Annotated in this window: 13 protein-coding genes; 7 read left to right on the forward strand and 6 right to left on the reverse strand. The window is 72.5% G+C overall.

The window, feature by feature from the left end; all coding sequences use genetic code 11:
• Positions 1 to 15: 15 nt before the first annotated feature.
• Positions 16 to 819, reverse strand: a complete 804-nt coding sequence (locus AB0D74_RS01375) for a L,D-transpeptidase family protein (RefSeq protein WP_362578958.1) — start codon at positions 817 to 819, stop codon at positions 16 to 18.
• A 195-nt stretch (positions 820 to 1014) separates the two neighbouring features.
• Here AB0D74_RS01375 and AB0D74_RS01380 point away from each other — a divergent pair, with 195 nt between their 5' ends.
• The 4 genes from AB0D74_RS01380 (at position 1015) to AB0D74_RS01395 (ending at position 5726) form a co-directional block, all read left to right on the forward strand.
• Positions 1015 to 2898 carry an ABC transporter ATP-binding protein gene (locus AB0D74_RS01380; RefSeq protein WP_362578961.1) on the forward strand — a complete coding sequence of 628 codons (1884 nt, stop codon included), beginning with the start codon at positions 1015 to 1017 and terminating at the stop codon, positions 2896 to 2898.
• Positions 2895 to 4676, forward strand: coding sequence for an ABC transporter ATP-binding protein (locus AB0D74_RS01385; protein ID WP_362578964.1), 1782 nt, complete (start codon positions 2895 to 2897; stop codon positions 4674 to 4676). Before AB0D74_RS01380 ends, AB0D74_RS01385 begins: the two co-directional genes overlap by 4 nt.
• 273 nt (positions 4677 to 4949) lie before the next feature.
• On the forward strand, positions 4950 to 5420 hold the full coding sequence (locus tag AB0D74_RS01390) for a DUF5709 domain-containing protein (RefSeq protein WP_362578966.1): 471 nt from the start codon (positions 4950 to 4952) through the stop codon (positions 5418 to 5420).
• A gap of 45 nt (positions 5421 to 5465) precedes the next feature.
• The gene (locus AB0D74_RS01395) at positions 5466 to 5726 is read left to right on the forward strand and encodes a type B 50S ribosomal protein L31 (RefSeq protein WP_362578968.1); all 261 of its coding nucleotides are present in this window, start codon (positions 5466 to 5468) and stop codon (positions 5724 to 5726) included.
• A 41-nt stretch (positions 5727 to 5767) separates the two neighbouring features.
• Here AB0D74_RS01395 and AB0D74_RS01400 read toward each other — a convergent pair whose 3' ends face one another.
• On the reverse strand, positions 5768 to 6562 hold the full coding sequence (locus AB0D74_RS01400; protein WP_362578971.1) for a metal-dependent hydrolase: 795 nt from the start codon (positions 6560 to 6562) through the stop codon (positions 5768 to 5770).
• A 145-nt stretch (positions 6563 to 6707) separates the two neighbouring features.
• Here AB0D74_RS01400 and AB0D74_RS01405 point away from each other — a divergent pair, with 145 nt between their 5' ends.
• Both AB0D74_RS01405 and AB0D74_RS01410 read left to right on the forward strand, forming a co-directional pair.
• Positions 6708 to 9221, forward strand: a complete 2514-nt coding sequence (locus AB0D74_RS01405) for a DUF3516 domain-containing protein (protein WP_362578974.1) — start codon at positions 6708 to 6710, stop codon at positions 9219 to 9221.
• A 79-nt stretch (positions 9222 to 9300) separates the two neighbouring features.
• Positions 9301 to 10167, forward strand: coding sequence for an acyl-CoA thioesterase II (locus tag AB0D74_RS01410; protein ID WP_362578977.1), 867 nt, complete (start codon positions 9301 to 9303; stop codon positions 10165 to 10167).
• Here the strand turns inward: AB0D74_RS01410 and AB0D74_RS01415 are convergent.
• Both AB0D74_RS01415 and AB0D74_RS01420 read right to left on the reverse strand, forming a co-directional pair.
• Positions 10164 to 11051: a DUF6397 family protein gene (locus AB0D74_RS01415; protein ID WP_362578980.1), complete on the reverse strand. Its 888-nt coding sequence runs from the start codon at positions 11049 to 11051 to the stop codon at positions 10164 to 10166. The genes AB0D74_RS01410 and AB0D74_RS01415 overlap by 4 nt on opposite strands.
• A 125-nt stretch (positions 11052 to 11176) precedes the next feature.
• Positions 11177 to 11590, reverse strand: coding sequence for a roadblock/LC7 domain-containing protein (locus AB0D74_RS01420; RefSeq protein ID WP_362578983.1), 414 nt, complete (start codon positions 11588 to 11590; stop codon positions 11177 to 11179).
• A gap of 95 nt (positions 11591 to 11685) precedes the next feature.
• Here AB0D74_RS01420 and AB0D74_RS01425 point away from each other — a divergent pair, with 95 nt between their 5' ends.
• Positions 11686 to 12114: a PPOX class F420-dependent oxidoreductase gene (locus AB0D74_RS01425; protein WP_362578986.1), complete on the forward strand. Its 429-nt coding sequence runs from the start codon at positions 11686 to 11688 to the stop codon at positions 12112 to 12114.
• Positions 12115 to 12117: 3 nt separating this feature from the next.
• Here the strand turns inward: AB0D74_RS01425 and AB0D74_RS01430 are convergent, their stop codons facing one another.
• Positions 12118 to 12723 (reverse strand): ATP/GTP-binding protein, encoded by a 606-nt coding sequence (locus AB0D74_RS01430; RefSeq protein ID WP_362578989.1) that lies wholly within the window; start codon positions 12721 to 12723, stop codon positions 12118 to 12120.
• Between the two features lie 77 nt (positions 12724 to 12800).
• Complete coding sequence (locus AB0D74_RS01435) at positions 12801 to 13214, reverse strand: DUF742 domain-containing protein (protein WP_362578991.1); 414 nt, start codon at positions 13212 to 13214, stop codon at positions 12801 to 12803.
• Positions 13215 to 13219 lie beyond the last annotated feature (5 nt).

Raw genomic sequence — 13219 nt, forward strand, 5'->3', positions numbered from 1 at the left:
GACCCGGGGGGCACGCTAGGACAGCAGGCTCGGCCGGTCCCCCATCACCACGACGGGGTCGCGGGCCGGGTCGAGGGTACGCAGCAGGTACTCCATGGCCTCCTTGGACAGGCCGATGCACGCCGAGGTGCCGCTGCCGTGGTCGAGGTGGAGCCAGATGCCGCCGCCCCGGCCGTTGCCCCAGGGGTGGGTGGTGTCGTGCGGCGGTGTGCCCCGCAGGCGGTTGTAGTCGATGGCGATGACGTAGTCGAAGTCGTGCCGGTACGCCGGCCTCCAGGAGTGCGGGGGCGTGTAGAGCTCCCGGCCCTGGGCGTAGGAGAGCCGGGTGCCCGGGTCGGGAAGGACTCCGCCGGCGTCGGTGACGGTGAACACGCCCACCGGGCTGCGCCCGTCACCCGCGTGGTGGTCGACGGTCCACCCGGACCGCCCGTTGTGGGCGGGCCAACTGCCCACCGGGCGCCAGCCACGGTCCTCCCGGCTGTACAGCACGACCGTGGAGTCGGCCGAGTCCGCGCCCTCGCCGTACACGGCGACGACCTGGCGGGAGTCCGCGGGGATCTCCGCCCGGAACAGCGCGCCGACGCCCGGCAGCCGGTCCGCGTCCCCGACGGTCCAGGCCGGGTCCGGCTGCTGCCACCCCGGACCCGCCGCGGCTCGTCTCAGGGCCGACGGGCTGCCCGGGGCCGCGGGGTGAGGTCCCGGCAGGCCGTTCTTCCCGCCACCGCCCGGTGACGCCTCACAGGCGCTCAGGGTCACCAGGGCGGCCCCGATGACCGCCGCCGCCATGACGGTCGTCCGCCGGACGCTCTTGATCTTCACCCGGCCATCCTGGCATCACATACCGGGCAATCAACTGAATTGCATGGCATTCAGCGCGTTTGGGGCGGCAGGCCCTGGCCTGAAGGGAGCGGATTTCGACGGCCGGCCGGAAAAACCGTTTGATTTCGACGACGCTCCGACGCGAACCTTTCACGGCTTGTCGCCACCTCCCCCGACCCGAGCCGCTGGGACGCCATGCAGATTCAAGATCTTCCGTACTCCGATCCGGGCGTGCCCGACGCGCGTTCGGGTCCCCGGTTCCTGTGGTGGCTGGGGCGGAACCAGCTGGGCGGTCAGCTCAAGGCACTGGCCTGGGGACTGCTGCACTTCGTGTCCGTCTCCGCGCTCCCGTTCTGCGTGGGCCTCGCCGTCCAGGCCGTCGTCGACCGCTCCGGCACCCGGCTGGCCCTGACGGGCGGTCTGCTGGTGCTGTGCGGCACGGCGATCGCCGTCGGCGACACCTTCCTGCACCGGGCCGCCGTCACCAACTGGATCACCGCCGCCGCCCGGGTCCAGCAACTGCTCGCCCGCAAGGCCGCCCAGCTGGGCTCCGCGCTGACCCGGCGGGTGGCGGCCGGCGAGGTGGTGGCCGTCTCCACCGGCGACGTCGAGAAGATCGGCTGGTTCGTGGAGGCGGTCTCCCGGTTCACGGCCGCCGCGCTGACGGTCGTCGTGGTCGGCGTCTCCCTGGTCCTCTACCAGCCGGCCCTCGGCTGGGTCGTGGCCGCCGGGCTGCCCCTGGTCGCGCTGTCCGTGCTGCCGCTGCTGCCCCGGGCCACCCGGCGCGCCGACTTCCAGCGCACCAAGGCCGGCCGGGCCACCGAGCTGGCCTCGGACACCGTCGCGGGACTGCGCGTGCTGCGCGGCATCGGCGGCGAGGACCTCTTCCTCGACCGCTACCGCCGCGCCTCCCAGGAGGTACGGCACGCCGCCGTGCGCAGCGCCCGGATGTGGTCGCTGATCTCCGCGATCCAGGTGCTGCTGCCCGGGCTGCTGCTGATCGCCGTCGTCTGGCACGGCGTGCACCTGGCCCGGCAGGGCCGCGTCACCGTCGGCGAACTGGTCACCGTCTACAGCGCGGTCATGATCCTCAACTACCCCTTGCAGCACTTCACCGAGATCGCCATGGCCTACTCCTTCTCCCGCCCGTCGGCGAAACGGGCGGCCCGGGTGCTCTCCCTGCAACGGGCCACCGACACCGGCGGCTCGCGGGCGGACACGGTGCCGGACGGCGACCTGTACGACCCGGCCACCGGTCTGCTCGCGCCCGCGGGCCGGCTGACCGCCGTGGTCTGCGGCGACCCCGACGCGGCCGGGCGCCTCGCCGAACGGCTGGGCGGCCACCCCGCCGAGGCCGGCACCTCGGTGCTGCTCGACGGCGTACCGCTCGACGAACTGCCCCTGGAGGCCGCCCGCACCGCGGTGCTCGTCCAGGACAAGGACCCGGTGCTGCTCTCCGGTTCGCTGCGGGAACTGCTCGACGTACCGGCCTCCGGGTCCGTACGGGCCGAGGACGCGCTGGCCGCCGCCCAGTGCGCCGACGTCCTGGACGCCCTGGTCCAGGGCTCGCTGGACGTCACCGACCCGCTCGACGCCCGGATCACCGAGCGGGGCAGGTCCCTCTCGGGCGGCCAGCGCCAGCGGCTCGCCCTGGCCCGGTCGCTGATCACCGACCCCGGGGTGCTCGTCCTCGACGAACCCACCTCCGCCGTCGACTCGCACACCGAGGCCCGGATCGCCGAGGGAATCCGCTCGCTGCGGTCCGGCCGCACGACCGTCGTCCTCACCTCCTCGCCGCTGCTCCTCGACCGGGCCGACCGGGTGGTCCTGGTCCACGAGGGCGAGGTCGCCGCGGTCGGCGTGCACCGCGAACTGGTGCGCACCGAGCGCCGGTACCGGTCGGTGGTGACACGTGAGACGGACGACGAGGTCGCCCTGCGGGGCGGGACCGACGAGGAGACCGCGCAGCGAGGCGCGGCGCCCGAAGAGAACGAAGTCGCGCTACGAGGCGGGGCGGACGGCACCGAATCCGCGCTGCGAGCCCGCAGGGCGCTGGAAGAGATCGAGGAGAGCGCATGATCGGCGTCGCGCCACCGGCATACGACCCGGCGGCCCCGACCACGGCCACCACCCTCCCGGTCGGCGCCACCGCGACCGTCCGCGCCTACGTGGCCGAACTGTTCCGCCGGCACCGCCGGGCCTTCGTCCTCCTCATCGCCGTCAACACGGTGGCCGTGGTCGCCTCCATGGCCGGCCCCTACTTGCTGGGCGGGGTCGTCGAGCGGGTCTCCGACGGCGCCCGCGAGCTCCGTCTGGGCCTGACCATCGGCCTGTTCCTGCTCGCGCTCGCCGTCCAGGCCGTCTTCGTGCGGGAGGTGCGGCTGCGGGGTGCCGTGCTCGGCGAGCGGATGCTGGCCGATCTGCGCGAGGACTTCCTCGTCCGGTCGGTCGGGCTGCCGCCGGGCGTCCTGGAGCGGGCGGGCACGGGCGACCTGCTGTCCCGCATCACCACGGACATCGACCGCCTCGCCAACGCCATGCGGGAGGCCGTGCCGCAGCTGTCGATCGGCGTGGTCTGGGTCGTGCTGCTGATCGGCGGACTCGCGGTCACGGCTCCCCCGCTGGCCGCCACCGTGCTGCTCGCCGTGCCGCTCCTGGTGGTCGTGTGCCGCTGGTACTTCCGGCGGGCGCCCTCGGGGTACCGCTCCGAGGCCGCCGGGTACGCGTCCGTGGCCGCCGCCCTCGCGGAGTCCGTGGACGCGGGGCACACCATCGAGGCACACCGGCTCGCCGCCCGCCGCATCGCCCTGTCGGAGCGCCGGGTCAAGGAGTGGACGGCGTGGGAGCGCTACACCCTGTGGCTGCGGTCCGTGCTGTTCCCGGCCGTCAACGCCACCCACACCACGGTCCTCGGCTCGGTGCTGATGATCGGCGGCGTCTTCGTCCTGAAGGGCTGGATCGACGTCGGCCAGCTGACCACGGGCGCGCTCATCGCCCAGATGCTCGTCGATCCGGTGAACCTGATCCTGCGCTGGTACGACGAGGTCCAGGTCGCTCAGGTGTCGCTGGCCCGGCTGGTCGGCGTCCGGGACATCGAGCCGGACGCGGGGGACGCCGCGCTGGCCCCGGCCGGCCGGGAGGTGCACGCGGACGAGGTCCGCTTCGGCTACCTCCAGGGCGTCGACGTACTGCGCGAGGTCTCCCTGGAGGTGGCGCCCGGCACCCGGCTGGCCCTGGTCGGCCCCTCCGGCGCCGGCAAGTCCACCCTCGGCCGGCTGCTCGCCGGGATCTACGCGCCCCGGGACGGCCGGATCACCCTGGGCGGCGCGGAGCTGTCCCGGATGACCGCCGAGCGGGTCCGTTCCCATGTCGCCCTCGTCAACCAGGAGCACCACGTCTTCGTGGGCTCCCTGCGCGACAACCTGCTGCTCGCCCGGACCGGCGCGGAGGACGCCGAGCTGTGGGCGGCGCTCGGCGCGGTCGACGCGGACGGCTGGGCGCGGGCCCTGGAGGAGGGCCTGGACACCGAGGTCGGCTCCGGCGGGGTCGCCCTGACCCCGGCGCAGGCGCAGCAGATCGCGCTGGCCCGGCTGGTGCTGGCCGACCCGCACACGCTGGTCCTGGACGAGGCGACCTCGCTCCTGGACCCGCGCGCGGCCCGCCATCTGGAACGCTCCCTCGCCCGGGTCCTGGACGGCCGCACGGTGGTCGCCATCGCGCACCGGCTGCACACCGCCCATGACGCGGACGTCATCGCCGTGGTCGAGAACGGCCGGATCAGCGAGCTCGGCAGCCACGACACGCTGGTGGCGGCCGACGGCGCCTACGCGGCGCTGTGGCGGTCCTGGCACGGGTGACGGGGCGGAGGCGGCCGGGGCACAGGATGCGGCGGCCGGGGCGCGGGCCCAGGCGGCCGGGGCATGGGGTGCGGTGCGGCGGCCGGGGCGCGGGGTGCGGTGCGTCGCAGGTCGCGCCCCGTGCCGTTGCGCGGGTGCGAGCAGGGGTGGAAGGCTGGAGAGCGGCACCGGTTCGGGGACCGGCCGGGAACCGTACGGTTCGCGCCGCGCGCCCGTGCCGAGCGTGCCGGCGGCCCGCCCCGCGGACCGCGTCCTCACTCCCTGGAGGTAGCCGTGACCACCGCCGACGGATGGGGGGACGACGTCTACCAGCCCGACGGATCCGAGATCCGTGAGGACACGGGGCTGCTCGACGTGGAGGACACACTGGAGTCCGACGGCGTCAGCGATCCCCTGGACCGTGGCTGGTCCCCGCCCGAGCGGCCGTGGGCGGTGGAGCACACCGGGGTGACCGCGGCGGAGGGCCACCGGGGCGAGACCCTGGACCAGCGGCTCGCCGAGGAGCTGCCCGATCCGGCCGTCCCCGACGGCGACGGCATCGGCGACTGCCAGGGCAGCGACGGCGAACTCCTGGACAACGAGGTCGGCGACCTGCGCTCCGGCCGCCTCGTGGCCCCGAACGAGGGGGCGCACGAGGACGACGAGAACGGCCTCGTCGCGACCGACATCGGCATCGACGGCGCCGGGGCCTCCGCGGAGGAGGCCGCGATGCACATCGTCGACGAGGACACCGCCTACGGCTGAACCGGTCCGCCCCTGCCCCACCGCCCCGTCCTTCGAGGAGCCGCCATGCAGCAGGACAAGCATCCCGACTACCACCCCGTGGTCTTCCGCGACCGCGCCGCCGGCTACGCCTTCCTGACCCGGTCCACGGCGACCAGCGACCAGACCATCGAGTGGGACGACGGCGAGACCTACCCGGTGGTCGACGTGGAGATCTCGTCCGAGAGCCACCCCTTCTACACCGGGAAGGCCCGCACGGTGGACACCGAGGGCCGCGTCGCCGCGTTCGAGCGCCGGTACGGAGGCGGCTCGGGGACGGCGGGCTGACCCTCGGGGCACTCCGGACCCGTGGCCGGCCGGGCCGCGGGTCAGATCACGTTGAGAGCCGCCGCGCAGCCTATGCCGCCGAGCACCATGAACACCGGCATGAGCACCTTGAGCTCGACCCAGCTGCCCGCGCGGAACCGCATCACCTTCGGCGGGCCCAGCGGGTACCAGCGCCTGCGGCCGATCGGGATGGGCCACAGGATCGGGCAGCCGGAGACGGTCAGCGCGTCCCCGATGTCGTGCACCAGCGCCCCCAGCACCACCGGCAGCCCCAGCCACAGGTACTCCTGGCCGGGCTGGGTGAACAGCCAGTCCGCGCCGTTGCCCGGCTTGTCCAGTATCTGCGCCAGGATCCAGGCGCTGGTCGCCGCCAGCAGCCACACCAGGATGTCGCTGCTGGAGCCGCGCGCCGCCCGCCACAGCAGGCCCTCGATCGCCAGCACCATGTGCGCGAAGAGGATCGCCAGCACCGCCCAACGGCCGCCGAGGATCGCCGCGGCCGAGCAGCCGCCGCCGATCAGCGCCGCCCACACCCAGGTGTGCGTCAGCGTCCGGTGCCCGCCGTTGCGGCGCGGGTCGCCCGCCATCCTGGTCGCCTTGTAGACGGCGTAGGACAGCTTGTCGACGATCTCGCAGACCCAGCGGGACAGGGGTCCGAAGGCCCGCGAGATGGTCGCCGCCTTGTGGTCGAGGTCCGGGGCGAGTGCCGCGCCGGCGCAGATCAGCGCTCCGACCAGGAGCACCGGCCAGGGCATCGTATGCCCGGTCGCTGCCGCCGCGGCTCCTACGCCGAGCCAGGCGGCGGCCCCCGACAGTGAGTGTGCTGGTCCCATCATGGCCGTTGCCCGCCCCATTCCTCGTATGCCGCTGTCCAGTTGACCGGGTGCGATGACGCTCCGTCGGCGACACAGCGTAGCGGCCATGATCTTCGTGCTCGAAGCCGATTCCCCCCTGGGCGGGTGGGCCAGGCAAGATGGGGGCGTGACCCTCATCGATCAGCTGCCGCCGACCGCCGACCCCGACGCCCTGTACGAAGCCTTCGAGGCGTGGGCGCAGGAGCGCGGTCTCACGCTCTACCCCCACCAGGAGGAGGCGCTGATCGAGGCGGTCTCCGGGGCGAACGTGATCGTGTCGACGCCGACCGGCTCGGGCAAGAGCATGATCGCCGCGGGCGCGCACTTCGCCGCGCTGGCCCGGGACGAGGTCACCTTCTACACGGCCCCGATCAAGGCGCTGGTGTCGGAGAAGTTCTTCGAGCTGTGCAAGCTCTTCGGCACCGAGAACGTCGGCATGCTCACCGGCGACGCCTCCGTGAACTCCGACGCGCCCGTCATCTGCTGCACCGCCGAGGTCCTCGCCTCCATCGCGCTGCGCGACGGCAAGCGGGCGGACGTCGGCCAGGTCGTCATGGACGAGTTCCACTTCTACGCCGAGGGCGACCGCGGCTGGGCCTGGCAGATCCCGCTCCTCGAACTGCCCCAGGCGCAGTTCGTCCTCATGTCGGCCACCCTCGGCGACGTCTCCTTCTTCGAGAAGGACCTGACCCGCCGGACCGGCCGCCCCACGGCCGTGGTCCGCTCGGCGACCCGTCCGGTGCCGCTCTCCTACGAGTACCAGTTCACCCCGATGACCGAGACGCTCACCGAGCTCCTGGAGAGCAGGCAGGCGCCGGTGTACATCGTGCACTTCACGCAGGCGCAGGCGGTGGAGCGGGCGCAGGCCCTGATGAGCATCAACATGTGCTCGAAGGAGGAGAAGGAGCAGATCGCCGAGCTGATCGGCAACTTCCGCTTCACCACCAAGTTCGGCCAGAACCTCTCCCGGTACGTCCGGCACGGCATCGGCGTGCACCACGCCGGCATGCTCCCCAAGTACCGGCGCCTGGTGGAGAAGCTCGCCCAGGCCGGTCTGCTGAAGGTCATCTGCGGCACCGACACCCTCGGCGTGGGCGTCAACGTGCCCATCCGCACGGTGCTGTTCACCGCCCTCACCAAGTACGACGGCAACCGGGTGCGCACCCTGCGGGCCCGTGAGTTCCACCAGATCGCCGGGCGCGCGGGGCGCGCGGGGTTCGACACGGCCGGTCTTGTGGTCGCCCAGGCTCCCGAGCACGTCATCGAGAACGAGAAGGCGCTGGCGAAGGCGGGCGACGACCCGAAGAAGCGGCGCAAGGTGGTACGCAAGAAGGCGCCGGAGGGCTTCGTCGGCTGGACGGAGACCACCTTCGAGAAGCTGATCGCGTCCGAGCCGGAGCCGCTGACCTCGCGGTTCCGGGTGACGCACACGATGCTGCTGTCGGTGATCGCCCGCCCGGGCAACGCCTTCGACGCGATGCGCCACCTTCTGGAGGACAACCACGAGCCGCGCAAGCAGCAGCTGCGGCACATCCGCCGGGCGATCGCGATCTACCGGTCGCTGCTCGACGGCGGCATCGTGGAGAAGCTCGACGAGCCCGACGCCACCGGCCGTATCGTCCGGCTGACGGTCGACCTCCAGCAGGACTTCGCGCTCAACCAGCCGCTGTCGACCTTCGCCCTGGCCGCGTTCGAACTCCTCGACCCCGAATCGCCGTCCTACGCCCTCGACATGGTGTCCGTCGTCGAGTCCACCCTGGACGACCCGCGCCAGATCCTGGCCGCCCAGATGAACAAGGCGAAGGGCGAGGCCGTCGCCGCGATGAAGGCGGACGGCGTCGAGTACGAGGAGCGTATGGAGCGCCTCCAGGACGTCACCTACCCGAAGCCCCTGGAGGAGCTGCTCTTCCACGCGTACAACACGTACCGCAAGAGCCACCCCTGGGTCGGCGACCACCCGCTGTCGCCGAAGTCGGTCATCCGGGACATGTACGAACGGGCGCTGACCTTCACCGAGTTGGTGTCGCTCTACGAGCTGGCCCGCACCGAGGGCATCGTGCTCCGCTACCTCGCGAGCGCCTACAAGGCCCTCGACCACAACATCCCGGACGACCTGAAGTCCGAGGACCTGCAGGACCTGATCGAGTGGCTGGGCGAGATGGTCCGCCAGGTCGACTCCAGCCTGCTGGACGAGTGGGAGCAGCTCGCGAACCCGGAGGAGATGACCGCCGAGGAGGCCCAGGAGAAGGCCGACGAGGTCAAGCCGGTCACCGCCAACGCGCGCGCCTTCCGGGTCCTGGTGCGCAACGCGATGTTCCGCCGGGTGGAGCTCGCCGCTCTCGACCGGGTCGACGAGCTGGGCGAGATGGACGCGGACGCCGGCTGGGACGCCGAGGCCTGGGGCGAGGCGATGGACAGGTACTGGGACGAGTACGAGGACCTGGGCACCGGCCCCGACGCCCGCGGACCCAAGCTGCTCGTGATCCAGGAGGAGCCGCAGAACGCGCTGTGGCGGGTCCGGCAGATCTTCGACGACCCGAACGACGACCACGACTGGGGCATCAGCGCGGAGATCGACCTGACGGCCTCCGACGCCGAGGGCCGCGCGGTGGTCCGTGTCACCGAGGTCGGCCAGCTGTGAGCACGAGCCCCGGAACGGCTTCGGCCACGGCTTCGGCCGCAGGTCCGCGCACAGGTCCCAGCACAGGAGAATCCAACCGATGACCAACCCGGCCGAGAGACTGGTCGACCTGCTCGACCTGGAGCAGATCGAGGTCAACATCTTCCGGGGCCGCAGCCCCCAGGAGTCCCTCCAGCGGGTCTTCGGCGGCCAGGTGGCCGGCCAGGCGCTGGTCGCCGCCAGCCGCACCGTGGAGGGCGACCGCCCGGTGCATTCGCTGCACGCGTACTTCCTGCGGCCCGGCCGGCCGGGCGTGCCGATCGTGTACCAGGTCGAGCGGGTCCGGGACGGGCGGTCGTTCACGACGCGCCGGGTCACCGCCGTGCAGCAGGGCCGCACGATCTTCAATCTGACCGCCTCCTTCCACAAGCCCGAAGTGGGAGCTTTCGAGCACCAGCTGCCGCAGTTCCGCGAGGTGCCGCACCCGGAGTCGCTGCCGACGCTCGCGGAGGAGATCCGCAAGCATCTGGGTGAACTGCCCGAGCGGCTGGAACGGATGGCGCGCCGCCAGCCCTTCGACATCCGCTACGTCGACCGGCTGCGCTGGCACCCCGAGGAGATAGCCGGCACCGAGCCGCGCAGCGCCGTGTGGATGCGCGCGGTCGGCCCGCTGGGCGACGATCCGCTGGTGCACACCTGCGCGCTGACCTACGCCAGCGACATGACGCTCCTGGACGCTGTCCGCGTCCCCGTCGAACCGCTGTGGGGGCCGCGGAACTTCGACATCGCCTCGCTGGACCACGCCATGTGGTTCCACCGGCCGTTCCGCGCGGACGAGTGGTTCCTGTACGAGCAGGAGTCCCCCATCGCCACGGGCGGCCTCGGCCTGGCCCGCGGGCGGGTCTACGACCTCGAAGGGCGGCTGCTGGTGTCGGTCGTCCAGGAGGGGCTGTTCCGCGCGCTCTAGCCGACCGCCGGTCCGTGGTGGGCGGGCCTGGGGTTTCTGCGGAGCAGCCAGCCGCGCAGGCCTCGGGCGTGGGCCGGCCGGTCGGGCGCGGGGTGTCGGGCAGGTACGGCGGGGCGGGGCACTGGCCGGTGCGTGCGGGCCTGTGCGGCCTCCCGTGCCAGGTCGTGCCTGAACCAGTCGATCTCGTCCGGGTCGGCGGCCGTCATGAGGTCCTCGGCGAGCTGCGCGGCGGGCGAGCCCGGTGCGCCGTGGGCGGGCGGGGCCGGCCGCAAGGCCGTCACGTGGGCGCGCTCGTGCGGGTCGGGGAGGACATCGTCGATCTCACCGGGATCCAGGAAGCCGGCCACCACCCCGGCCCGCTCCCAGGGTCCGTCCGCCTGCCTCAGCAGGAAGCCGCAGTGGCGTCCGCGCCAGTTCCGGGCCCGCCGGTCCGCGCCGGCCCGCAGGCGGTCGGTCAGCTCCGCGGGCGTACGGCCGGTGAGCAGCCGCGAGTTGTCCTCGTCGGCCGCGAACCGCCCGAGCTCCTCCGCCAGGTAGAGCCAGACCACGGCCCGGTAGCGGTTGGGGTACCACTTGACCGGAGTCACCAGGCCGAGTTTGGCGAAGCGGGTGAACCTGCCCGCCGGGACGCCCATCAGGGCCGCGCCCTCCGCCGTCCCGACGACCTGCACGCTCTCGCCGAGGGAGGCGGACCGGCTCCGGAGCCGGTCGATCTCGGTCCGCGGCACACGGCGGCCTCCCCCGCCGCCCTCGTCGGGCACGGTGCGGATCCGTCCGAGGTGTACCGCGAGGTCGAACTCGCCCCGCCTGAGGCCCAGTTCGCGGGCGGCGCGGCTCGGCGCGCAGGTGAGCGGGCGGTTCTGGGCAACGGTGGTGCCGGACATGGTCGTTCTCCCCCGTGGAGCGGGTGGCTCGCGCCGGGTGCGCTCGCCGTGGAAAAACCGTAGCCGGTTCGGCGGGACTCGTGGCGGGCCTGTGGATAACTCCGCGGCGAGGGTGAGTTCGCAGGTCAGAGGTCTGCCGCGGAGGATGTCTCCGGTTGCCGGGCGTCCACTGCGAGGTGCTCGCCGACGCGGTTGACGAGCAGGGTCATCTCGTAGGCGATCTGGCCGATGTCGGCCTCCGCGCCGCTGAACACGCACAGGCAGCTGCCGCTCCCGGCCGCGGTGACGAACAGGACCGCCTCGTCGTACTCGATCATCGTCTGGCGGACCTGGCCCGCCCCGAAGTGCCGTCCTGAGCCCTTGGCGAGGCTGTGCAGCCCGGAGGCGACGGCGGCCAGATGCTCCGCGTCCTCCCGGCGGAGGCCGGTGCTCGCTCCCGTGACCAGCCCGTCGTTCGACAGGACCAGCGCGTGCCGTACGTGCTCCACGCGCTCGGTCAGGTCGTCGAGCAGCCAGCCGAGTCCCTGGTTCTGCGCCATGTCGTAGCGTCTCCCCGTGTGCCGTCTCCCCCTGGCTGGAGGATCTCCCCGCCAGCCTTCCCCACCACCGGCGTCCGGGCAAGGAGGATGGGGACATGGCAGAGAAGATGACCGACGACGAATGGCGGGCGTTCGTCTCGCACGGCACCCGCACCGGCAAACTGTCCACCGTCAACGCAGACGGCAGCCCTCATGTGGCGCCTGTCTGGTTCCTGCTGGACGGGGACGAGCTGGTCTTCAACACCGGGAAAGACACCGTGAAAGGGCGCAATCTCGCCCGTGACGGGCGTGTCGCCCTCTGTGTGGACGACGACCGGCCCCCTTTCCACTTCGTGGTGCTGAACGGGCGCGCCCGGCTCTCGGAGGACCTGGGCGAACTGCGCGATTCGGCCACCCGGATCGCGGCTCGATACATGGGTGCGGAGCGCGCGGAGGAGTTCGGCGCCCGCAACGGCGTCCCCGGCGAGCTGCTGGTCCGGGTCACCGTGGAGAAGGTGGTGGCGCTCAAGGACCTCACGGGCTGAGGCTCAGCCCACCGAGTCGAGGAGCCGGGCGGTGTGCATCCGCCCGGCGTACTCGACGAGCCGGATCAGCACCTCCTTGCCGGAGTCCCGGTCCCGGGCGTCGCACAGGACCACGGGCGTGCCCTGGTCCAGGTCGAGGGCGCGGGAGACGTCGTGGGCGCCGTAGGAGCGGGCACCGGTGAAGCAGTTGACGGCGACGACGAACGGGATGTGCCGGTGCTCGAAGTAGTCGACCGCCGGGAAGCAGTCCTCCAGGCGGCGGGTGTCGGCGAGGACGACGGCGCCGAGTGCTCCCTGCGACAGTTCGTCCCAGAGGAACCAGAAGCGGTCCTGGCCCGGGGTGCCGAAGAGATACAGGGAGAGGCCGGAGCGGATGGTGATCCGTCCGAAGTCCATGGCGACCGTGGTGGTGACCTTCTGGTCCACTCCGTCCGTGTCGTCCACCAGCTGGCCCGCTTCGCTGAGCATCTCCTCGGTGCGCAACGGCCGGATCTCGCTGACGGCGCCGACCAGGGTGGTCTTCCCGACGCCGAAGCCGCCGGCGACCAATATCTTGAGCGCCATGGCCGAGGTGTCGTCGGCGGTGGGCTCGGGATGCTCGGAGACCATGATCACTTCTCTCGGAAGGGCTTGCTGGAAGGCGTCTGTTCTGGCCGGCTCGGGCCCGGTTGGTTCCGGATGCTCATCTACAGGGCCCGCAGTCCCTCGATGACCTCGCGCAGAATCCGTTCGTCGGGCAGCTGGGCCGGTGGCACCGGGCGGCTCACGGTGACCCGGCCCAGTTCCAGCAGGTCGCCCAGGAGCACCCGGACCACGCCGACGGGGAGGTCGGCGCCGGCGGCTAGTTCGGCGACGGACTGCGTCTCGGGCCGGCACAGGTCGACCAGCGAGCGGTGTTCGGGTCCGAGGGGGCTGTCCTCGTCCGCGCCGGGCGCGCCCGGGACGAGCGTGACCAGGGCGATCAGGTCGAACTTCACCCCGGTGGGGCCGGGTTCGGTGCGGCCCCCGGTCATGGCGTAGGGGCGGACCAGGGGCCCGGCCTCGCTGTCGTACCACTGGCTGCCGGGCTCCTGCGGGATGCCGGTCAGGTAATCGGTCATCGGTG

This window comes from Streptomyces sp. NPDC048278, from assembly GCF_040652195.1.
GTDB lineage: Bacteria > Actinomycetota > Actinomycetes > Streptomycetales > Streptomycetaceae > Streptomyces.

Coding starts and splice junctions, on each gene's coding strand:
- AB0D74_RS01410 (WP_362578977.1), top strand. CDS start 9,301: ATGACCAACCCGGCCGAGAGACTGGTCGACCTGCTCGACCTGGAGCAG.
- AB0D74_RS01395 (WP_362578968.1), top strand. CDS start 5,466: ATGCAGCAGGACAAGCATCCCGACTACCACCCCGTGGTCTTCCGCGAC.
- AB0D74_RS01425 (WP_362578986.1), top strand. CDS start 11,686: ATGGCAGAGAAGATGACCGACGACGAATGGCGGGCGTTCGTCTCGCAC.
- AB0D74_RS01385 (WP_362578964.1), top strand. CDS start 2,895: ATGATCGGCGTCGCGCCACCGGCATACGACCCGGCGGCCCCGACCACG.
- AB0D74_RS01400 (WP_362578971.1), bottom strand. CDS start 6,562: ATGATGGGACCAGCACACTCACTGTCGGGGGCCGCCGCCTGGCTCGGC.
- AB0D74_RS01415 (WP_362578980.1), bottom strand. CDS start 11,051: ATGTCCGGCACCACCGTTGCCCAGAACCGCCCGCTCACCTGCGCGCCG.
- AB0D74_RS01420 (WP_362578983.1), bottom strand. CDS start 11,590: ATGGCGCAGAACCAGGGACTCGGCTGGCTGCTCGACGACCTGACCGAG.
- AB0D74_RS01430 (WP_362578989.1), bottom strand. CDS start 12,723: ATGGTCTCCGAGCATCCCGAGCCCACCGCCGACGACACCTCGGCCATG.
- AB0D74_RS01380 (WP_362578961.1), top strand. CDS start 1,015: ATGCAGATTCAAGATCTTCCGTACTCCGATCCGGGCGTGCCCGACGCG.
- AB0D74_RS01435 (WP_362578991.1), bottom strand. CDS start 13,214: ATGACCGATTACCTGACCGGCATCCCGCAGGAGCCCGGCAGCCAGTGG.